Genomic DNA, 19012 nt, shown 5'->3' on the forward strand with positions numbered 1-19012 from the left:
TCCGGCCGAGTCCCAGTTCTTTGCCGGTCGTAAAATGCTCCCTGAAAACCGTATCCTGGTCGGCGATTGCATCGCTCTCATGAACGATCTGCCGCCCGCGTCGGTCGATCTCGTCTTCGCCGATCCGCCCTACAACCTGCAGTTGGGGGGCGAGTTGCTGCGGCCGAACCACACCCGCGTCGCCGGGGTGGATGACGAGTGGGACAAGTTCGACGATTTCGAGACCTACGACCGCTTCACCCGCGACTGGATGACGGCCGCCCGCCGCATCCTGAAGCCGGAAGGCTCGCTGTGGGTGATCGGCAGCTATCACAACATCTTCCGCGTCGGCGCCACGCTGCAGAATCTGGGCTTCTGGATTCTGAACGACATCGTCTGGCGCAAGACCAACCCGATGCCGAACTTCCGCGGCACCCGCTTCGCCAACGCCCACGAGACGATGATCTGGGCGGCCCGCGACAAGGATGCGCGCTACCGCTTCAATTACGACGCGATGAAGAACCTCAACGAGGATCTTCAGATGCGCAGCGACTGGCTGCTGCCGATCTGCAGCGGCGGCGAACGCCTGCGCGACGAGGAGGGCAAGAAGACCCACCCGACGCAGAAGCCGGAATCGCTGCTGTACCGGGTGATCCTGTCCTCTTCCCGCCCCGGCGACGTGGTGCTGGATCCCTTCTTCGGCACCGGCACCACCGGCGCGGTCGCCAAGCGGCTCGGCCGCAAATGGATCGGGCTGGAGCGCGACGACACCTATGTCAAGGCGGCGCAGGCCCGCATCGACGCGGTGGAGGAAGCGCCGGAGGCGGCGATCCTCGACACCCCGCCCAAGCGCAGCGCGCCGCGCATCCCCTTCGGCTGGGTGGTGGAGCGCGGGCTGCTGCGCCCCGGCTCGACCCTGTTCGACCAGCGCCGCCGTGTCGCCGCCCGCGTGCGCGCCGACGGCACGCTGATCGGCTCCGGCCCGCGCGGCGACCATCGCGGCTCGATCCATCAGGTGGGTGCCGCCATGGCCGGCCTGCCGGCCTGCAACGGCTGGACCTTCTGGCATTATGAGGAGGGCGAGGATCTGCGCCCGATCGACGTGCTGCGCGAGCGCATCCGTTCGGAAATGCACTGAGTCCGCCCCAGACCTGTCCGTCCGGCATGGGCGTTGTCCCGGTCGGCTGCTTGGCAGCGGTGGCGCCGTCGTGTTAGGGCTTCAGTCCATGAACAAGCTCTTCGCCACCGTCACCGCCCCGGTGCCTCGCTCGGCCCCGGCGGCGCTGTCCACCCGTTGTTTCGTGCGCGATCTGGTGATGGACGCGCTGATCGGCGTCTATGCCCATGAACGGGCGAAGCCCCAGCGCATCCGCCTGAACCTGGACCTCGAGGTGATCGCCCCCGGCGTCACTGGCGAGGACATGGCGACCATCGTCAAGGGCGTGGTCACCCAGGGCCATGTCACGCTGGTGGAAACGCTGGCCGAGCGCATCGCCGAGCGCTGCCTCGCCGACGCGCGGGTGACGATGGCCAAGGTTCGGGTGGAGAAGCTGGACGTCTTTCCCGACGCCGCCAGCGTCGGCGTGGAGATCGAGCGCGCCCGCGCCTGACCGTTTTCCAACTCATAAGAGAGGAAGCCGTCTCCTGTGTCCTTGCTCGCCGTGCTCACCGCCGAACAGACCGCCGCCCGTCTTCCTTTCCCCGCCTTGTGCGACGCGGTGGCCGCAGCCGCCCGCGACTATGCCGCCGGCCGCATCGCCAGCCCGGAACGGCAGGTGCTGCCGCTGCCGGACGGCGGCGTGCTGCTGTCGATGCCGGCCACGGCGCCGGACATCGCCATCCACAAGCTGGTGAACGTCAATCCAGGCAACGGCGCCAAGGGTCTGCCGACCATCCATGGCGTGGTCAGCGCCTTCGACGCCGCGACCGGCGCGCCGCAGCTGATCCTGGACGGCCCGACCGTCACCGCGCGCCGCACCGCCGCCGTGTCGATGCTGGCGATCCGCACGCTGGCCCAGGCCCCGCGCCACGTGGCTCTGCTCGGCGCCGGCACCCAGTCGGCCGGCCATGTGGCGGCGCTCGCGGCGCTCTTTCCCGGCATCCGCATCGACGTCCACAGCCGCAGCATCGACAGCGCCGCCGCCTTCTGCGCCAGGCAGGAGGGGCAGGGGGTGGAGTTGCGGCCGATGAGCGGCCCGGTCGATCCGGCCGCCGGGGTGGTGATCGCGCTGACCACCAGCCTGTCCCCCATCTATGACGAGACGCCGTGCCCGGACCGGCTGCTGGTCGGCGTCGGCGCCTTCAAGCCGGAGATGGCGGAGTTCGGCCCGACCGCCGTCCATGGCAGCGAGCTGTTCGTCGACGATCCCGCCGGCGCCCGCCACGAGGCCGGCGACTTCATCCAGGCCGGCGTGGACTGGGCGACGGTGAAGTCGCTGGTCGATGCACTGGACGGCCGCGCGACCGACGGGCGCCCGCGCCTGTTCAAGAGCGTCGGCTGCGCGGCGTGGGATCTGGCCGCCGCGCGTTGCGCGCTGGGGCAGGGGTAAGGCACCGGCCGGAGCTGCCGCCCCGTCCACTCACTCCAGCGTCGGCTCCACCCGCTGTCCCACCCGGCGCTGGGAATCGACGGCGGCGCGCAGGCGGTCACGGGCGGCGCCGCGGCTTCCCGCGTCCGTGGCCGGGCGCAAGCCGTTGAGAGCCGCCAGGAAATTGGAGCCCGCACGCGCTTTCGGTTCGACCGCCCGGCGGGGCAGCGACGGGACTTCCTGGGTCACCACTTCGCGGTCGGCGGCCATGCCCTTCGCTTCCGCACGGGCCTGCTGCGCCTCCACCCGCGCGCGGGCGACGATGCGGTCGCGCAGCTCGGCGTCGAGCGTGCGGAAGACGCGCGAGGCCTCGGTCAACTCGCGTTCCCGCCCGCTCTCCAGCGTACGCTTCAGGGCGTTGGCCAGCAGGCGGCATTCCAGGACGCCGGGCACCCGCTCGCGCTCCACCGCGCGGACAAGGATGCCGACGGCTTCGAGGGTTTCGCGGTCGAGGGTGCCGTGAGGCATGGTGAGGCCTGATCCGAAAGGGTTAGGGCCGACACTATCGGCGGGCAAGCGTCCGTATTCAACCCGCTTGTTAACCTTTTGTGCGATGCAGCCGGATCAGCGCCCCACCGCCGCCTCCGGCCGATCCTGCTCCACCGCGCCGCGGCGCTGCAGCCATTCGGCGATCATCCAGCAGAAGGCCGCCCAGGCGGCGCCGACGCTCCAGCCGGCCAGAACGTCGGTCGGCCAATGGACGCCCAGATAGACGCGGCTCGACCCGATGACCAGCGTCAGCAGCATCGCCCAGGTCAGCAGATAGGCCTTGGTTCGCCGGCCCTCGACGAACTGGGACATCAGGGCGCCCAAGGTCAGGTAGACCACGGCCGACTGCATGGCGTGGCCGCTGGGGAAACTGGCGGAGATCACCTGATCGCCGTGCGGCACCAGATCGGGGCGGGCGCGGTCGTACAGCATCTTCAGCAGGGTGCTGAGCGTCCCACCGCCGCCGACCGACACCAGGACCAGCAGCGCCGCCGCCCGCTTGTGCAGCAGAAGCAGGAAACCCAGCGTGGCGACGGTGACGATGGTGAGGATGGTTGTGCTGCCGAGCGAGGTGATGTCGCGCGCCATCCGGGCCAGCCACCAGGGGCCGCCGGGCTGGTCGGGATTCAGCGGATCGCGCAGAGCCAGCAGCAGGCGCTTGTCGAAGGCGCTGGTTTCGCCCTCCATCACCTCGCCGGCCAGTTCGACGAAGCCGAACAGCAGGCCGGCGACCACCGACATGCCGATCAGCATGCCCAGCTGATGCCGGCCGATGCTTGCCCAGAAACCGCCCCGGACGCCGTCTCCAACCCTGTTCCGCCAGCTCACCGGTGCCCTCCGCCTCTGTTTCCCGTTCAGGCGGGAGAGAGCAGCCGCACCGGTGAACCGGCCGTCCAGGCCAGGATGTCCTCCAGCGCGTCGCGGTAGAACACCGCGTAATTCTCCCGCGTCACGTAGCCCAGATGGGGCGTCGGCACCGTGTTGGGAAGGTCAAGCCAAAGGCTGTTTTCGGGCAGGGGTGCGCGTCGAGGATGGCGACGCGCATGGAGCCCGGCCCTTTACTTGGTGAAGTAGGGCGCCAGGTTGGCGCGGATGCGGTCGAGAATCGGAACGGCGGTCGCCGGCAGCTCGAACGGGCGGCCGGTGATGGTCTCGCCGGCTTCGATGTAGACGCGGGCCGCTTCCAGAACCACGTCGCCGGGGATTTCCGGCACGTCCTGGGTGTAGGGATCGCAGCGGGCGACCACCCAGTTGCGGACGAAGTCCTTGTCGAAGCTCTCCGGCTTCTCGCCGGCCTCGAACCGCTCCTGATAGCTGGCGGCGAACCAGTAGCGCGAGCTGTCGGGGGTGTGGATCTCGTCGGCCAGCAGGATGTTGCCGTCCTCGTCGAAGCCGAACTCATACTTGGTGTCGACCAGGATCAGGCCGCGGTCCGCCGCCATCTTCTGGCCGCGGGCGAACAGGGCCAGCGCCTTGTCCGACACCTCGTCCCACTGGGCGCGGGTCAGCAGGTTGCGCTCCACGATCTCGGTCGCGGTCAGCTCCTCGTCATGGCCGGCGTCGAAGGCCTTGGTGGTCGGCGTGATGATGGGGGTGCCCAGCTTCTGGTTCTGGCGCAGACCGTCGGGGAAGATGTGGCCGTACATCTCGCGCCGGCCCTGCTTGTACATCGACCAGATCGAGGTGCCGGTGGTGCCCGCCATGTAATCGCGAACCACGACCTCGACCGGCATGATGGTCAGCCGCTTCGCCACCACGACGTTGGGGTCCGGGTATTCCAGGACGTGGTTGGCGCAGATGTCCTTCGTCGCCTCGAACCAGAAGCGCGCGGTCTGGGTCAGCACCTGCCCCTTGAAGGGAATGGCGGTCAGGGCGCGGTCGAAGGCCGACAGCCGGTCGGTGGTGATCAGGATGCGCCGCCCGTCCGGAAGGTCGTAGTTTTCACGCACCTTGCCGCGGTAATGATTGGGCAGCTCCGCGATGAAGGCGTCGCGAAGAACGTTGGTCAGGTGCGGGGCGAGCAGGGCGGTGTCAACCATGGGATCCTGGTCCGGATGCTGGGGCGGATGCGAGAGGCGCGCATGATACCCCAAAGCCCTGCCGGAGCCAGGACGCTAAATCAAGAGGGAGGATCGCTGTCCGATGCATGACATGAACGTCACGGTGGCGGCGGGCGGGTGCGCCGACGATTATGTCCCCAGGCCCGGAGTCGTCCGCGTCTGGTTCGCCGATCTCACCGCCTTGTCGGCGCACAAGGGTGCGATGCGCGCCCTGCTGTCCGCCGACGAGGTGGAACGCGCCGACCGCTTTCTGATGGAACGGCTGACCGACCGCTTCGTGCTGCGCCGCGGGCTGCTGCGGCTGCTGCTGGGGCGCTGCACCGGCCGCGATCCGGCGGAGCTGGCCTTCGACTACGGCACGCACGGCAAGCCGGCGCTGCCCGGCGGTCCGTCCTTCAACCTCAGCGACAGCGAGGACAGCCTCGCCATCGCGGTGGCGGCGCAGGGACGGATCGGCGTCGACATCGAGCGGCTGCGGCCCATCGAAAGCGCCGACGGCATCGCCGACCGCTTTTTCCACGCGACCGAACGCGCGGCCCTGCAGGCGCTGGGGCCGGAGGGGCGGGACGAGGGCTTCCTGCTGGCCTGGACGCGGAAGGAGGCCTTCATCAAGGCGGCCGGAGTCGGGCTGTCGATGCCGCTCGACCAGTTCGCGGTGGAGGTCACGCCCGGCGTGCCGCCGGCCCTGCTGGAGATCGGCGAGGGGCTGCGGGGGGACGTCGGGCTTCCGGCGGACTGGAGCCTGTTCGACCGCCGGGTGCTGCCGGGCACCGTCGCTGCCATCGCGGCGCATGGGACGGGATGGGCGGTTGAGACGCGGGTGGTGGATGCGGAGTTCGTGGGGTAGGAAAACGCCCTCTCCCGTCCCGGGAGAGGGAGGGGACCCGCCGAAGGTGGGGAGGGTGAGGGGTGATCCAAGGAACCGGAAGCGCATGGTTCCTCGCACTACCCCTCACCCTTCCCATGCTCCGCATGGGCCCCTTCCCTCTCCCGGGGCGGGCGGGAGAGGGAGATTCACTCCCCGCCGGCCAGCGTGCCGGTCAGGCGGTTGCGGATGGCGGAGACGGCGCATTCCAGGGGGCGGTCGTCGTCGGGGCGCGGGGCCTTGTCCATCACGTCGGGGCACATGTCCTGCGCCATCCACACCTGCGGCTTGGGCGGGACCGGAGCGTTGGCGTCGCAGGTGGCGGGGTCGGGGTGGGTTTCCTCGGTGTTGCCGTGGGTCGGCTTGACCTCCAGGTTCGGCGAGACGCCGAAGCAGTCCACCAGAGCCCCCGACGGGCGGTAGTAGCGGGCGGTGGTCAGGCGGATGCCGGTGTCGACGCTGAGCGAGGAGATCGTCTGCACCGACCCCTTGCCGTAGGAGCGCGAGCCGAACAGCAGCGCGCGGTGATGGTCCTGCAGGGCGCCGGCCACGATCTCCGATGCCGAGGCCGAGCCGCTGTTGATCAGCACCACCACCGGCAGCCCGGCCAGCAGGTCGCCCGAGGTGCCGCGGTAGGAGCGGGATTCCTCCGGGTCGCGGCCGCGGACGGAGACGATGTCCACCGTCTCCAGGAAGCGGTCGGCCACCTGCACCGCCTGCTCCAGCAGGCCGCCGGGGTTGTTGCGCAGGTCGATGACGGCTCCGGTCAGCCGGCCCTTCGCCTGCCGGCGCATGTCCTCCACCGCCGCGTCCAGCGCCGAGGAGGTCGACTGGTTGAAGGTGGCGATGCGGATATAGGCGACGTTGCCCTCCAGCCGGTAACGGACGGGCTGGATCTTGACGATGGCGCGGGTCAGCGAGACGCGGGTGTTGGCGTCGGTCGCCGGCGGGCGGCGGATCGACAGGGCGACCGAGCTGCCGACGGGGCCGCGCATGCGGGCGACGGCATCGTGCAGGTTCAGCCCCTTGACCGCCACGTCGTCGATGCGGGCGATCAGGTCGCCGCTGCGCAGGCCGGCGCGGGCGGCGGGCGAGCCATCGATGGGGGACACGACCTTGATCAGGCCGCTTTCCTCGTCCATCGTCACCTCGATGCCGAGCCCGCCGAACTCGCCCTGCGTCTGTTCGCGCAGGTAGCGGTAGCGTTCGCTGTCGAGGAAGCTGGAATAGGGATCGAGCGAGCCCAGCATGCTGTCCAGCGCCGCTTCGGTCAGCATGCGGTCGCTGGCGCGCGGGTTCTCCGCCTTCTTCTTCTTCAGCCCGTCTTCCGCCTTGTCGACCAGAACCTGCGGATCGAAGGGCTTCACATGCTCCGTCAAAACGCGGCGCATGGCGTCGGAGAAGAGGACATAGTTGCGGTCGGAGGCGGACAGCGACCCATAGCCGCGGATCTTTGCGAAATCGGTGCGGTATCGGTCGAGCGCCGCGACGGTGTCGGCACGGCTGGTCGGCGCCACGGCGCAGGCGGGCCCGATCGCCACCATCATCAGCAGCAAGGCAGCCAGCAGCTTCGCCATTCTAGGCCCCTCTTGACTGGCCGGTCCGGCCGGCGGTCTTACGCTCATCGTTCACTTATACCAGGGTTTCGCCGGTTGGCCCGACCCTAGCACGTCGTTCCGCCATTCTCAAAGTCCACCCCGGATTCGGCAAGAGTGTCATGCAATAGGGACGGCGGCAGGGGATCGGTTCCTGCGCAGGCTGCTTCGCACGGGCATAAGGTCTTCTGCCGGACATGGTGTCCGCAAACGGCAATGTCGCGCGCCCCGATGGGACGCGCGACCGGTGTGAAGGGATGAGTGCTTTCGGAAGGGTGGGAGTGAGGATGCTCAGTAGGCGCCGCTGCCCTTCACCACCACCCGCACGGTGCGCAGCATGATGCCGATGTCGGTCCAGAAGCTCCAACCCACCACATAGGCGGTGTCGAGCTGGACCCGCCGCACGTAATCGACGTCGCTGCGGCCGCTGACCTGCCACAGCCCGGTCAGGCCGGGGCGGCAGCGGGTGTAGAAGGGGAAGCAGGCGCGGTAATAGGGGACCTCGTCGTCGATGATCGGGCGGGGACCGACCAGGCTCATGTCGCCGCGCAGGACGTTGATCAGCTGCGGCAGCTCGTCCAGGCTCGACTTGCGCAGGAAGCGGCCGACCGGGGTGATGCGCGGGTCGTTGCGCAGCTTGCGCGTCGCCAGCCATTCGCTGCGCGCCGTCTCGTCGGTGGCGAGCAGCCGCTCCAGCACCTCGGCGGAGTTCACCACCATGGAACGGAACTTCAGGCAGGTGAAGGGTCGCCCGTCGGCGCCGACGCGCCGGTGGCCGAACACCGCCGGGCCGCCGTCACGCGCCACCATCCAGGCCAGAAGCAGCATCAGCGGCCCGAACAGCGCGAGCAGCCCCAGCGAGCCGACGATGTCGAAGGCCCGCTTCACCCGGTGCCTGTGCAGGGGTGGGCAACCGGGCAGCCGGTCCATCGCCTGCATCGCCGACCGGGTGCCGGCCATGCGGCCGGGGTCCAGGCGAGGTGCGCCCAGAAGAGCGATGTTGGACAACGCCATAATATTCTCTCGTCGCTGAACGTCTCTGGTCAGGGCATAGGACCATCCGAGAGAGGCAACGGCCAGCGCGCGAAAGGGGTCCTGCCGAAAAGACAGGACTTTTGGAAAGGGTGAGTTAGCCCGCCGGTACGGGTCAGCAGATCCGGGGAAGCTGTTCTCCGGTCAGCCAATCCACGATCCGGCGGCCGCCGAAGCGGGTCTCCATCTGAACGAAGTGGTGGGGGTCTTCCACCACGCATCCGATGCAGGCGGCATCCCGTCCCAGCGGGTGGTCGCGCATGGCGGCGAGCATCCGGTCGCACTCCTCCGCCGCGCAGATCGCGATCAGCTTACCTTCGTTGGCGGCATAGAGCGGGTCCAGCCCCAACAATTCACAGGCCGCCGTCACCTGCGCCCGAACGGGGATGTCGGATTCGCGCAGCCGCATGCCGACACCGGACTGGTGGGCGATCTCGTTCAGCGTCGTCGCCAGCCCGCCGCGGGTGGGATCGCGCAGCACATGGACGTCGGGCACCGCCGCCACCATTGCCGCGACCAGACCGTTCAGCGCCGCGCTGTCGGACAGGATCGCCGTTTCGAAGCCCAGGTTGTCGCGGGTCGACATGATGGCGACGCCATGGTCGCCCATGGTGCCGCTGACCAGGATGACGTCGCCCGGCCGCGCCCGGTCGCCCGACGGGGCGACGCCCGGCGGCACCATGCCGATGCCGGTGGTGGTGATGAAGATGCCGTCGCCCTTGCCGCGCTCCACCACCTTGGTGTCGCCGGACACGATGGCGACCCCGGCCTCGCGCGCTGCGGCGGCCATGCTGTCGACCACCCGCTTCAGGTCGGCGAGCGGGAAGCCCTCTTCGATGATGAAGCCGGCGGTCAGGTGCAGCGGCACGGCGCCGGCCATGGCGACGTCGTTCACCGTGCCGTGGACGGCCAGCGAGCCGATGTCGCCGCCGGGGAAGAACAGCGGCGAGACGACGAAGCCGTCGGTCGTCATCACCATCCGTCCGCCCGGCACGTCGAAGGCGGCCTGATCGTTGCCCTGGTCGAGATACGGGTTGGCGAAGGCGGCGGCGAACAGCTCGCGCACCAGCTGCGCCATCGCCTTTCCGCCCGACCCGTGGGTCATGTCCACCGCCCCGCGGGCGATGTCGAGCTTGCGGGTGAAGAGGCGGCGGTCGGTCATGGCGGGTGGTCCGGGTGGTCGGCGGGTGCGTGTGGGGGAGGCGTCAGGCCGCGGCTTCGGCTTCCGCGACCTCGGCCAGCAGGGCGAGCGTCCGCTCGGCTTCCTCGGCGTCGAGGCGGGACAGGGCGTAGCCGACATGGACGATCACGTAATCGCCGACGGCGACATCCTCCACCAGCTCCAGCGAGCAGGTGGAGGTGACGCCGCCCAGGCTGACGGTGGCGCGGTCGTCGGGCAGCAGGGCGGTGACCAGGGCGGGGACGGCAAGGCACATGGCGGCGGTCCTTCGGCTCAGACGACAGCGGAAGCGGTGTGGGAGGCGCGGGCCTCCGCCAGCCCGTCGGCGATCCAGTCGTACCACTCCTCCAGCCCCTGGCCGGTGGTGGCCGACAGCTGGATCACCGCCAGCGACGGGTTCAGGCGCTGGGCATAGCCGATCATCCGCTCCACATCGAAGGTCAGGTGGGGCAGCAGGTCGATCTTGTTGACCACCAACAGGTCGGCGCGGACGAACATGTCCGGGTATTTCAGGGGCTTGTCCTCCCCCTCCGTCACCGAGAGGACGACGACGCGGTGGGTCTCGCCCAGGTCGAAGCCGGCGGGGCAGACCAGATTGCCGACATTCTCGACGAACAGCACGCCGTCCTCGGCGAATCCGCCCTCGGCGGCCAGCTTGTCGGCGGCCTGCGCCACCATGGAGGCGTCGAGGTGGCAGCCCTTGCCGGTGTTGACCTGCACCGCCGGGGTGCCGGTGGCGCGGATGCGGTCGGCGTCGAAGCTGGTCTGCTGGTCGCCCTCGATCACCGCAACGGGGAAGCGGCCCTTCAGGTCGGTCAGGCTGCGGGTCAGCAGGGTCGTCTTGCCCGAACCAGGGCTGGACATCAGGTTCAGCACGAACACCCCGCGCTCGGCGAAGCGGCGGCGGTTGACGGCGGCCAGCCCATCGTTTTTCGCCAGGATGTCGCGTTCGATGGTGATCAGCCGCGGCTGGTTCAGCGCGGCGCCGCCGTCGATGGCGTCGGGGCGGTCGGGACGGTGGTGCGCGTGGACGTGATCATGGTCGCCATGGTCGTGGTCATGGTCATGGTGCGCGTGACCGGTGTGGCTGTGGCGGAACACCGTGCCGTCGGGGGCGACATGCTCGTGGGTGTCGTCGTGATGGTGGTGGGCATGGCCGTGCCCACCATCATGGCCGTGCCCCCCGTCATGGCCGTGCCCATCGCCGTGGCGGTGTCGGTAGACCTTGCCGTCAGGGCCGATATGCTCATGCTCCGCATCGGTGGCCTTGCCGTCGATCCGGGTTTCGCCTTCTCCGCAACCGCAAACCGTGCACATCACGCGCTCTCCCACTCTTCGATCCGCAAAGCGACCGTTTCATCCGTTCGGCAACCCATCATCGGACGGCCCGGCCGCTTCGGCAAGAGATCGTCATTCGTGTACCTCTATGCCGCAGGCGACGCAGGGGTCGAGCATCGCGACCAGCAGCCGCGCCCGCTCCGCCGCATCGTCGCGGCCGCTCACCTCGGCACCGGCCAGTCCGCGGGCCAGCGGGCCGTTGGCGGCGAAGTTCCAGTCGGTCGGGGCCACCATGCGGGCATCGGCGATCCGCCCGGCCTCGTCCAGCCGCAGCCAATGGGCCAGCCGCCCGCGCGCCGTCTCCGCCACGCCGCAGCCCGTGCCCGGCGCCGGACCTGACGCCGTCGCCGGATCGGCTGGGCGCAGATCGGCGATGGCCGCCTCCATCCGCCGCGGCAACTCCGCCAGATCGGCGAGCCGCGCCGCGAACAGCCGGGCCAGCCCGTCGCCGAAGCGCTCCGTCACCGAAACCACCAGCGGATGCGCCGCCTGACGTTCCAGCGGGCCGGTCAGCGCCGGGCCGCCTTCGTACTGCGGCCGGGTGGCAAAGGACGGGTCGCCGGCAAGAGCCGCGGCGAACCAGTCCGGCGCGCGTTGGCTCAGCAGCGGCACGCCGCCCGTTCCCCAGCCGGCCAGATCGGGGTTCAGCAGCCGGGCGGCCAGACGCGCCGCATCGCTGGCGCTACGTCCGGCCCAGCGGGCGAGCTCGTCGGCATCCCGCGGCGGCGGTCCGGCGAAGACCTCCGCCGCCAGCCAGCCATTCATCCGGTCCAGCGCGCCGCGCAGGGCCGCCGCGTCGGGCCGCAGGACACCGCCCCCCGGCCGCAGCCCGTCCTTGGCCGGATAGAGCGCCGGCATGACCGCGGACACTGTCTGGCGCAGGGTACGCAGGGCAGCCGGCCGGGGAGGGGCGCCAAGGCGCGCCGGCCATTCGACCACCGCCTGCCAGCCATGGCTGTCCAGGGCCTCCGCGTCGGTCAGCAGGCGGCGCGCGGTCTCCTGCGCGGCCGCGTCGATCCCCCCCGCGTCCATCCCAAGCGCCGCTTCGCAGGCGCGGGCGACGGCCAGCCCTTGAGCGGTGCCGCACAGGCTGAACAGCAGGGGCGCCAGCCGCACCGCCTCCTCCGCCCGGCGGCCGACCAGGGCGGCGGCGGCGCGCGGGCGGCGGGCGGCGACCTCGGCCCGGCCGATGGTGTCGGCGCCCGTCTTGCCGGCGCCCGTTTTGCCGTCGAGCCCCAGCCGGACGGATACCGATCCCTCTGCGGGAGATGTGGCTGCGGTCATGGTGAAGTCCTGGGGCGGCGGCGGGTCCATCCTGACGGAACCGGGTGGCAACTCATTGACCTGCGTCAAAATACGTAGATCCGGCGGGGCGGAAACCGTCTCTCGGCCATGGCCGAGATGGCGCTTTCTGGCTACACTTCACCCCGACCGCGCCCTGCGACCCGGTTCTCCATGCGTCGGGGGGGAGAGAGCCGTGGCGGGCGCGACACGACATCAGAGGATGCTTGTCCATGAAACGTTTCCGTCTCGCTTCGGCCGTCCTGCTGGCCGGGCTGGTGCTGCCCGCCGTCGCCGACGCCCACACCTTCGGTGCCCATGATGCCGGCTTCGTCCACGGCTTCCTGCATCCGGTCGGCGGCTGGGACCATCTGCTGGCGATGGTGGCGGTCGGGCTGTGGGCGGCGCAGCGCGGCGGCGCGGCGCTCTGGGCGCTGCCGGCGGCCTTCGTCACCGCCATGATCGGCGGCGGCCTGCTGGGCATGGCCGGCATCGGCCTGCCGGCGGTGGAACTGGGGATCGCCGGCTCGGTCGTCGCGCTGGGCGCCCTGGTCGCCGCGCAGTCGCGCCTGTCCCTGCCGGTGTCGCTGGCGGCGGTCACCCTGTTCGCGCTGTTCCACGGGCATGCCCACGGGGCCGAGATGCCGGAGGCGGCGCAGCCGCTGCTCTACGGCCTGGGCTTCGCGCTCGCCACCGCCCTGCTGCATGGGGCCGGCGTCGCCGTGGCCCTGTCGCTGCGCGGTGTCGCCCGCGAAGGCAAGGGCGGGCTCGTGCTGCGCGGCCTGGGTGCCGCCATCGGGCTGGGCGGCGTGGCGCTGGTCACGCTGGCCTGATCCCAGGCCGCGGACTCCCTGGTTCAAGGACGGGTCATAAGGACGGGGCCGGGAGGGAGACCTCCCGGCCCTTTGCCTGTGCAGGTCAGGCCGGAACAATCGCCTCCCCCTGGTGTTGCAAGCCGGCAGCCCCCACAGGAGACGTCCGGCATGACCAACCACAACGACGCCATTCCGTCCGCCGCTCCGTCTGCGTCGGTTCCCTCCGACCGCGAGGCCGCTGCCGGGGCCACGACAGCGACGCAGAACCGGCGGCCCGAAGAGATCGAACACGAGATCGAGTCGATCCGCGCCCGCATGGACTCGGTGATCGACGAGATCGAATTCCGCCTGTCGCCCGGCCAGATGTCGGGCGGGGTGGTGCAGGTGGTGCGTGACGTCATCCAGGGCGGCGGCGACGGCATGTCCGGCCGGATCGCCCGTGCCGTCCGCGCCAACCCGATCCCCGTGGCGCTGATGGGCGTCGGCGCCCTCTGGCTTGCCTGGGCGGTCGCCCGCACGCCGGAGTCCACCACGGAATTCGACGATTACGATCCCCGCGGCCGGCAGCTGGACCCGCGCAGCCGGCATCTGCTGACCGACCTGATCGCCGCCTGCCGCGACGGCTCGGACGCCTTCCGCCGTGCCGACATGAGCATCGCCGATCCGGCCCTGTCCTCCCGGCTGGAGGCTCTGGCCGACCAGCTCGACCGCAGCGCCATGGCGCTGGACGCCGAACTGCGCAACGGCGGCGGCTGGATCGAGACCGCGGAGGACGGCGGACGGGTCTGGTCGCCCCTGCATGGTCTGGCGGAGGCGAGCGCGCGCAGCGTGGTGGCGGGCGTCGGCGGAACGGCCGGGCGGGGCGACCTGCTGGCGCGGCTGGAAAGCGGGCTGGACGGTACGCTGGCCCTGTTCCGCGATGCCCTGCGCGATGCGCCGGACGATCATCTGCAGGTCGTCATCGGCGCCCAGTTCCATGCCGTGGAGACCGCCCGCCACAGCGTCGGCGCGCTGCGCGAAGCCGTGGTCTGAGGGGACGGATCATGCTGGGGTTGAGCCGCCGCCATTACTACGAGCACCGGAACCGTGCGAACGCGCACCATGCGGCCGGGCGCGCCGCCAATGACGCGCACGGCGGAAGCCGGGGCGGGGGCGGGCGGTCGGCGGAAAGCCCGGCCGACATTCCCGCGAAGGGATGGAAGGACATCCTGCTGCGGGTGTGGGACGAGCAGAGCAAGGACAACGTGTCGATGCTGGCGGCGGGCGTGGCCTATTACGGGCTGCTCGCCATCTTCCCGGCCGTCGCGGCGCTGGTCTCCATCTACGGCCTCGTCGCCGACCCGGCGCTGATCGAGAACCAGCTGAGCCAGATGGGCGGGCTGCTGCCGCCGGAAGCCCTGTCCATCGTCAGCGACCAGGCCCGCAAGGTGGTCACCACCCCGTCCCAGGGGCTGGGTTTCGGCCTGATCTTCGGCCTGCTGCTGACCCTGTGGAGCGCGTCGCGCGGCACCAATTCGCTGGTGACGGCGCTCAACATCGCCTATGGCGAGCAGGAGACGCGCGGCATCATACATCTGGCACTGCTGTCGATGGCCCTGACGATCGCCGGCCTGCTGTTCGTCATCGTCGCCATGGTGATGATCGTCGCGGTGCCGGCCGCGATCAACATCATCGGGCTGCAGGACACGCCCATCGGCTGGATCGCCAGCCTCGCCCGCTGGCCGATCCTGGCGGTGGCGATCATCCTGGGGCTCGCCGTCTTCTACCGCTACGCCCCCGACCGGCGGGAACCGCAATGGCGCTGGGTCAGCTGGGGGTCGGCGACGGCCACCCTGGTCTGGCTGCTGGGGTCGCTGGGCTTTTCCATCTATGTCTCGAACTTCGGCAGCTACAACGAGACCTACGGGTCGGTCGGCGCGGTCGTGGTGCTGCTGCTGTGGTTCAACCTGACCTCCTACGTCGTGCTGCTGGGGGCCGAGCTGAACGCGGAGATCGAGCACCAGACCGCCCGCGACACCACCGACCGGGATGGCCGGCCCGCCCGGCCGCTGGGTCAGCGCGACGCCTATGTCGCCGACACGGTGGGCGAACGCAAGGCGGGCTGACCGCGAAAATGCCGCTTGGCAGGGCGGCGGCCACGCGCTATGGTCGCCGTCATGCAACAGGCGCTTTCCATCGCGTCCTCCGGACGCTCCCGATATTTTGGCCGCTGGTTTCGTCCGGCGGCCTAGGAACGCGCATCTGTCGCTCATTCCCGAAGCCGCCCGGACCGACCCGCGGCGGCTTTCGCGTTTGTGACCCCAGCCCCTGATGGGCTGCACATCCTCAAAATCCGAACACGGGCGATCCGGGCGGCCTCATCATCCGCAAGAGAGGTTGTCATGTTCGATTTCGATGTCGTCACCGGCCCCACCCAGCCGCCCCACTGCCCCCTGGCCGACGAGCCGGCCCGCCCGGCCTCCTCCGAGTCGGCCCAGCCGGCGGCGGCCCTGTCCGCCGCCGCCGCCGCGCACACCGCACCGACCCCGGGAATGGAAGGAAAGCCGCGATCCTGAGCCGGGATCGGGCCGCCGATTCCGGCATGCAGGCCCCGCATCCCAGCTTTGGACCAAAAAAATCACGAATCCTGCCTATGTTCCGCCGGCTGTTGTCGTATACTCCCTTAGGGCAGACGTGTCCGGGTGGCGGCGCAGCCGGCCGCACATCAGTGGGTAATCTCGGCGGCATCCAAATCCGTGCGTTCGGGTTTGGGCGTGTTGGTCGGATCGGAAGAAGGATGACGGATCATGGCGGATGATGCTCTCTCAAGCGTCAGCTCTATGGTGTCCAGCCTCAACGCGTCGATCAAGAACGCGGTCGATGCGATCAAGAAGTCGCAGAGCAACCAAGCTGTCGGCGACGTCCAGGAATTTTCCAAGACGGTCAAGAAATCGGCGCTGACCACCACGGCCGGCGCCACCGACATCGGCGTGCTCGCCAAGAACGCCACCCGCCTGAACGTCGCCAGCACGCTGTCGGCGAACGACAAGGTGGATTTCTACAAGTTCAAGGTCACCACCAAGGGTGAGATGACCATGGGTCAGGTCGGCGACGACGGCGTGCGCGTCCAGCTGATGAACCGGCTGGGCCGGGTGTTGGCCGACAGCGACCCGAAGTCCGGCGACGATTATGACTCCTTCAAGAAGCTGCAGGCCGGCAACCTGACGGTCGACAAGGGCGACTACACCCTGCGCGTCACCCGCGACAAGGGCCAGCCGGACAAGGACCCCAAGAACTACGCCATGCAGCTGGTGATGGGGAACTACAGCAAGGACTACGACACCGTGGCCAAGGCGCCGGCCAAGGGCGATACCGGCCTCGCGCTGACCACCGGGCAGCAGGCGACGCTGGACGGGCTGAACAGCGCCATCGGCAGCCTGAACTCGATCCCCACCGGCCAGACCGGCACGCAGAAGCTGATGGGCAGCTTCAACCTCTTCGCCTGAGGCATCGGCACCGGCTGTGCTATGACGGTGCGGAGTTCATCCGCGCCGGAGGCTGACCTTGCCCACCGTGACCCTTCTGAGCCCTGCCGATCACCGCCGCGTTCCCTGGAAGAATGGCGGCGGCGTCACCACCGAACTTGCGGTGGAGCCGGCAACGGACGGCCGATTCCTCTGGCGGGTCAGCATCGCCGATGTCGTCGAACCCGGTCCATTTTCGGCCTTTCCCGGCTATGACCGTCTGATCGCCGTGGTGGAGGGCGACGGCATGCGCCTGTCCGTCGACGGCGCCCCGCCGGTCGAGCGGCGCCGCCTGGACCCCGCCTTCGCCTTTCCCGGCGAAGCGGCGGTGTGGTGCGAGCCGACCGCCGGCCCGATCCGCGACGTGAACCTGATGCTCGCCCGCGCGTCGGCCACCGGCACCCTGTCGCTGCTTACGGGTCTGGCCGGCCAACATGCCGACGGCGATGTGGTGCTCGTCCACGCCCTTGCCGGATGCCTGTCCGTCACGCCCGATGGCGGAGACACCCTGCCGGTTCCCGAAGGACACAGTCTGCTTCTGCGCGACGGCACCGCGCGGGTGGAGGTGCCGGAGGGCGCGGAGGGCGTGTGCGCGGAGGTGCGGCGGCGTTAGGCCTTCGCCGACCGGATCAGCTCCGCATACCAGCGCGCCGAGTCCTTCGGCGTGCGGGCCAGGGTCTGGAAGTCCACATGGACGATGCCGAAGCGTTGGCCATAGCCGCTGCCCCATTCGAAATTGTCCAGCAGCGACCAGACGAAATATCCCTGCACATCGGCACCCTGGGCCATCGCGTCGCGCATCGCGGCGTTGTAGATGGTCAGGTAGTTGATGCGGTGGGGGTCGTGGACGGCGCCGTCGGGGCTGACGGTATCGCTGCCGCCGCAACCGTTCTCCGTCACCACGATGGGCAGGCGGTAGCGGCGCTGGATGGTCAGCAGCTCGTCCCGGAAGGCGTCGGGGAAGATGGCCCAGCCGACGCCGTGGGTCGGCGAATCGGGCGGCGCGTCGCCCCAGCCATAGCCCCAGCTCCGAGCCGGGTCGGCCTTGGCGAAGATCGGGCCGTAGTGGTTCAGCCCGAACCAGTCCACCGGCCGGGCGATGCGCGCCATGTCGCCGGCCTGTACGTAAGGCTCGATGGCGGCGGCGGTCTGCGGCGGATAATGGCCGAGGATCTGCGGGTCGCAGAAGACGAGGTTCCAATGCTCGTCCAGCAGCGACGCTGCGGCGCGGTTCTCCGGCGTGTCGGTCTCGGGAATCACGACCTGGCGGTTGTGGATTGCGCCGATGGAGGCGCCCGGCACCAGATCGCGCAGCACGTCCACCCCGGCGCCGTGGGCGAGGTTGACGTGATGGATGGCGCGCAGATGCTGCGCCCGGTCGACGATTCCCGGCGCCGCCCACGGAATAGCATAGCCGAACAGGGTGAAGACCGAGAACTCGTTGAAGGTGATCCAGCGCTTCACCCGGTCGCCATAGCGCCGGGCGCAGAGCGCGGCATAGTCGGCATACCAGCCGGCGCAGTCGCGGGCCGACCAGCCGCCCATATCCTGCAGCGCCTGCGGCAGGTCCCAGTGATAGAGACACAGCCAGGGCTCGATCCCCGCCTCCAGCAGCCGGTCGATCAGCCGGTCGTAGAAGTCCAGCCCGGCTTCGTTCACCGCCCCCTTGCCACGCGGCAGCACCCGCGGCCAGGACACCGAGAAGCGGTAGGCGTCGACGCCCAACCCCTTCATCAGCGCCACATCCTCCGGCATCCGGTGGTAATGGTCGCAGGCGACGTCGCCGGTGTCGCCGTTCACCACCCCGCCCTGGGTGCGGCAGCGGACATCCCAGATGCTGGCGCCGCGCCCGTCCTCGGCCGCCGCGCCTTCGATCTGGTAGGCGGAGGTGGAGACGCCCCAGACGAATCCGGGCGGATAGGAGGAGGTCGGGTCTGTCATCTCAGGCGGCAATCTGGTTGATGCTGCGGCAGCGGTTCTCGAACTCGTCGGAGATGAACTCGGGGCGCTTGTAATAGCCCTTGATCCAGCTCGCCAACAGGCAAAGCTCCTCCAGCTTCACCAGCTCGTCCAGCGTCCCTTCGGGGAATCGGATGCCGAAGCTTTCGGAGATGTATTCCAGAACCTGTTCGATCTGGTCGATCGACAGCTGGATGTCGGTTTCCAGCGTCGCATTCCGGGTCAGCAGAGCTTCGTCCACCCCGTACTCGTCGCGGATCAGCTTCACGATCCAACGGAACATGTGCATCCAGTTGGATACACCTTCGATCGACTTGCTCATCGCGAC

The 19012-nt window shown here is 69.6% G+C and carries 22 protein-coding genes; 10 read left to right on the forward strand and 12 right to left on the reverse strand.

All coding sequences use genetic code 11. From position 1 onward, the window contains the following. Positions 1-34 precede the first annotated feature (34 nt). The 3 genes from AZOLI_RS25680 to lhpI all read left to right on the forward strand — a co-directional run bounded on the left by AZOLI_RS25680 (position 35) and on the right by lhpI (position 2528). Positions 35-1117 (forward strand): site-specific DNA-methyltransferase, encoded by a 1083-nt coding sequence (locus AZOLI_RS25680; protein ID WP_044553174.1) that lies wholly within the window; start codon positions 35-37, stop codon positions 1115-1117. Positions 1118-1205: 88 nt separating this feature from the next. Further along, positions 1206-1589, forward strand: coding sequence for a dihydroneopterin aldolase (locus tag AZOLI_RS25685; RefSeq protein WP_014189570.1), 384 nt, complete (start codon positions 1206-1208; stop codon positions 1587-1589). 36 nt (positions 1590-1625) lie between these two features. Next, complete coding sequence (gene lhpI / locus AZOLI_RS25690; RefSeq protein ID WP_014189571.1) at positions 1626-2528, forward strand: bifunctional Delta(1)-pyrroline-2-carboxylate/Delta(1)-piperideine-2-carboxylate reductase; 903 nt, start codon at positions 1626-1628, stop codon at positions 2526-2528. A gap of 30 nt (positions 2529-2558) precedes the next feature. On the opposite strand, the gene AZOLI_RS25695 is transcribed toward lhpI, so the two are convergent. The 4 genes from AZOLI_RS25695 to AZOLI_RS25705 all read right to left on the reverse strand — a co-directional run bounded on the left by AZOLI_RS25695 (position 2559) and on the right by AZOLI_RS25705 (position 5095). Then, complete coding sequence (locus AZOLI_RS25695) at positions 2559-3035, reverse strand: hypothetical protein (protein ID WP_014189572.1); 477 nt, start codon at positions 3033-3035, stop codon at positions 2559-2561. Between the two features lie 96 nt (positions 3036-3131). Further along, complete coding sequence (locus AZOLI_RS25700; RefSeq protein WP_014189573.1) at positions 3132-3884, reverse strand: phosphatase PAP2 family protein; 753 nt, start codon at positions 3882-3884, stop codon at positions 3132-3134. Positions 3885-3910: 26 nt separating this feature from the next. Continuing rightward, positions 3911-4033 (reverse strand): hypothetical protein, encoded by a 123-nt coding sequence (locus AZOLI_RS32740; protein ID WP_429725913.1) that lies wholly within the window; start codon positions 4031-4033, stop codon positions 3911-3913. 81 nt (positions 4034-4114) lie between these two features. Then, a complete protein-coding gene (locus AZOLI_RS25705; protein WP_014189574.1) occupies positions 4115-5095 on the reverse strand; it encodes a phosphoribosylaminoimidazolesuccinocarboxamide synthase in 981 nt (326 codons plus the stop codon). A 103-nt stretch (positions 5096-5198) separates the two neighbouring features. Here AZOLI_RS25705 and AZOLI_RS25710 point away from each other — a divergent pair, with 103 nt between their 5' ends. Then, positions 5199-5963 carry a 4'-phosphopantetheinyl transferase family protein gene (locus AZOLI_RS25710; protein ID WP_014189575.1) on the forward strand — a complete coding sequence of 255 codons (765 nt, stop codon included), beginning with the start codon at positions 5199-5201 and terminating at the stop codon, positions 5961-5963. A gap of 167 nt (positions 5964-6130) precedes the next feature. Here the strand turns inward: AZOLI_RS25710 and AZOLI_RS25715 are convergent, their stop codons facing one another. From AZOLI_RS25715 to AZOLI_RS25740, 6 genes are all read right to left on the reverse strand, one after another. Then, positions 6131-7558 (reverse strand): S41 family peptidase, encoded by a 1428-nt coding sequence (locus AZOLI_RS25715; RefSeq protein ID WP_014189576.1) that lies wholly within the window; start codon positions 7556-7558, stop codon positions 6131-6133. A gap of 309 nt (positions 7559-7867) precedes the next feature. Further along, a complete protein-coding gene (locus AZOLI_RS25720; RefSeq protein WP_052315476.1) occupies positions 7868-8590 on the reverse strand; it encodes a sugar transferase in 723 nt (240 codons plus the stop codon). A gap of 133 nt (positions 8591-8723) precedes the next feature. Continuing rightward, positions 8724-9770 (reverse strand): hydrogenase expression/formation protein HypE, encoded by a 1047-nt coding sequence (gene hypE, locus AZOLI_RS25725; protein WP_014189578.1) that lies wholly within the window; start codon positions 9768-9770, stop codon positions 8724-8726. A 43-nt stretch (positions 9771-9813) separates the two neighbouring features. Then, on the reverse strand, positions 9814-10044 hold the full coding sequence (locus AZOLI_RS25730) for a HypC/HybG/HupF family hydrogenase formation chaperone (protein WP_014189579.1): 231 nt from the start codon (positions 10042-10044) through the stop codon (positions 9814-9816). A 17-nt stretch (positions 10045-10061) separates the two neighbouring features. Beyond that, entirely contained in the window at positions 10062-11105 is a 1044-nt protein-coding gene (hypB, locus tag AZOLI_RS25735; protein WP_014189580.1) for a hydrogenase nickel incorporation protein HypB, read from the reverse strand. Positions 11106-11198: 93 nt separating this feature from the next. Further along, entirely contained in the window at positions 11199-12410 is a 1212-nt protein-coding gene (locus AZOLI_RS25740; protein WP_244442648.1) for a nickel-dependent hydrogenase large subunit, read from the reverse strand. 230 nt (positions 12411-12640) lie between these two features. Between AZOLI_RS25740 and AZOLI_RS25745 the strand changes: the two genes are divergently transcribed. The 6 genes from AZOLI_RS25745 (at position 12641) to AZOLI_RS25765 (ending at position 17338) form a co-directional block, all read left to right on the forward strand. Continuing rightward, the gene (locus AZOLI_RS25745; protein WP_014189582.1) at positions 12641-13240 is read left to right on the forward strand and encodes a HupE/UreJ family protein; all 600 of its coding nucleotides are present in this window, start codon (positions 12641-12643) and stop codon (positions 13238-13240) included. Positions 13241-13390: 150 nt separating this feature from the next. Beyond that, positions 13391-14254, forward strand: a complete 864-nt coding sequence (locus tag AZOLI_RS25750) for a DUF3618 domain-containing protein (RefSeq protein ID WP_014189583.1) — start codon at positions 13391-13393, stop codon at positions 14252-14254. Positions 14255-14265: 11 nt separating this feature from the next. Next, entirely contained in the window at positions 14266-15327 is a 1062-nt protein-coding gene (locus AZOLI_RS25755) for a YihY/virulence factor BrkB family protein (RefSeq protein WP_014189584.1), read from the forward strand. Positions 15328-15603: 276 nt separating this feature from the next. Beyond that, entirely contained in the window at positions 15604-15777 is a 174-nt protein-coding gene (locus AZOLI_RS32745) for a hypothetical protein (RefSeq protein ID WP_162488431.1), read from the forward strand. A 231-nt stretch (positions 15778-16008) separates the two neighbouring features. Continuing rightward, positions 16009-16707 carry a hypothetical protein gene (locus tag AZOLI_RS25760; protein ID WP_044553176.1) on the forward strand — a complete coding sequence of 233 codons (699 nt, stop codon included), beginning with the start codon at positions 16009-16011 and terminating at the stop codon, positions 16705-16707. A gap of 67 nt (positions 16708-16774) precedes the next feature. Beyond that, positions 16775-17338, forward strand: coding sequence for a HutD/Ves family protein (locus AZOLI_RS25765; protein ID WP_244442674.1), 564 nt, complete (start codon positions 16775-16777; stop codon positions 17336-17338). On the opposite strand, the gene AZOLI_RS25770 is transcribed toward AZOLI_RS25765, so the two are convergent. Together AZOLI_RS25770 and AZOLI_RS25775 are read right to left on the reverse strand one after the other, a co-directional pair. Next, complete coding sequence (locus tag AZOLI_RS25770; RefSeq protein ID WP_014189587.1) at positions 17335-18666, reverse strand: GH1 family beta-glucosidase; 1332 nt, start codon at positions 18664-18666, stop codon at positions 17335-17337. The two genes, AZOLI_RS25765 and AZOLI_RS25770, sit on opposite strands and share 4 nt — an antisense overlap. A gap of 1 nt (position 18667) precedes the next feature. Further along, entirely contained in the window at positions 18668-19006 is a 339-nt protein-coding gene (locus tag AZOLI_RS25775; RefSeq protein ID WP_014189588.1) for a hypothetical protein, read from the reverse strand. Positions 19007-19012: the final 6 nt, after the last annotated feature.

This window comes from Azospirillum lipoferum 4B, from assembly GCF_000283655.1.
Lineage (GTDB): Bacteria > Pseudomonadota > Alphaproteobacteria > Azospirillales > Azospirillaceae > Azospirillum > Azospirillum lipoferum_C.

What these genes read in the sequence shown, in the direction of transcription:
- AZOLI_RS25770 (WP_014189587.1), bottom strand. Translation starts at nt 18,666, where the DNA reads ATGACAGACCCGACCTCCTCCTATCCGCCCGGATTCGTCTGGGGCGTC.
- AZOLI_RS25695 (WP_014189572.1), bottom strand. Translation starts at nt 3,035, where the DNA reads ATGCCTCACGGCACCCTCGACCGCGAAACCCTCGAAGCCGTCGGCATC.
- hypE (WP_014189578.1), bottom strand. Translation starts at nt 9,770, where the DNA reads ATGACCGACCGCCGCCTCTTCACCCGCAAGCTCGACATCGCCCGCGGG.
- AZOLI_RS25740 (WP_244442648.1), bottom strand. Translation starts at nt 12,410, where the DNA reads ATGACCGCAGCCACATCTCCCGCAGAGGGATCGGTATCCGTCCGGCTG.
- AZOLI_RS25720 (WP_052315476.1), bottom strand. Translation starts at nt 8,590, where the DNA reads ATGGCGTTGTCCAACATCGCTCTTCTGGGCGCACCTCGCCTGGACCCC.
- AZOLI_RS25750 (WP_014189583.1), top strand. Translation starts at nt 13,391, where the DNA reads ATGACCAACCACAACGACGCCATTCCGTCCGCCGCTCCGTCTGCGTCG.
- AZOLI_RS32745 (WP_162488431.1), top strand. Translation starts at nt 15,604, where the DNA reads ATGTTCGATTTCGATGTCGTCACCGGCCCCACCCAGCCGCCCCACTGC.
- AZOLI_RS25680 (WP_044553174.1), top strand. Translation starts at nt 35, where the DNA reads ATGCTCCCTGAAAACCGTATCCTGGTCGGCGATTGCATCGCTCTCATG.
- AZOLI_RS25710 (WP_014189575.1), top strand. Translation starts at nt 5,199, where the DNA reads ATGCATGACATGAACGTCACGGTGGCGGCGGGCGGGTGCGCCGACGAT.
- AZOLI_RS25705 (WP_014189574.1), bottom strand. Translation starts at nt 5,095, where the DNA reads ATGGTTGACACCGCCCTGCTCGCCCCGCACCTGACCAACGTTCTTCGC.
- AZOLI_RS25730 (WP_014189579.1), bottom strand. Translation starts at nt 10,044, where the DNA reads ATGTGCCTTGCCGTCCCCGCCCTGGTCACCGCCCTGCTGCCCGACGAC.
- AZOLI_RS25775 (WP_014189588.1), bottom strand. Translation starts at nt 19,006, where the DNA reads ATGAGCAAGTCGATCGAAGGTGTATCCAACTGGATGCACATGTTCCGT.
- AZOLI_RS25745 (WP_014189582.1), top strand. Translation starts at nt 12,641, where the DNA reads ATGAAACGTTTCCGTCTCGCTTCGGCCGTCCTGCTGGCCGGGCTGGTG.
- AZOLI_RS25755 (WP_014189584.1), top strand. Translation starts at nt 14,266, where the DNA reads ATGCTGGGGTTGAGCCGCCGCCATTACTACGAGCACCGGAACCGTGCG.
- AZOLI_RS25685 (WP_014189570.1), top strand. Translation starts at nt 1,206, where the DNA reads ATGAACAAGCTCTTCGCCACCGTCACCGCCCCGGTGCCTCGCTCGGCC.
- hypB (WP_014189580.1), bottom strand. Translation starts at nt 11,105, where the DNA reads ATGTGCACGGTTTGCGGTTGCGGAGAAGGCGAAACCCGGATCGACGGC.
- AZOLI_RS25715 (WP_014189576.1), bottom strand. Translation starts at nt 7,558, where the DNA reads ATGGCGAAGCTGCTGGCTGCCTTGCTGCTGATGATGGTGGCGATCGGG.
- AZOLI_RS25760 (WP_044553176.1), top strand. Translation starts at nt 16,009, where the DNA reads ATGGCGGATGATGCTCTCTCAAGCGTCAGCTCTATGGTGTCCAGCCTC.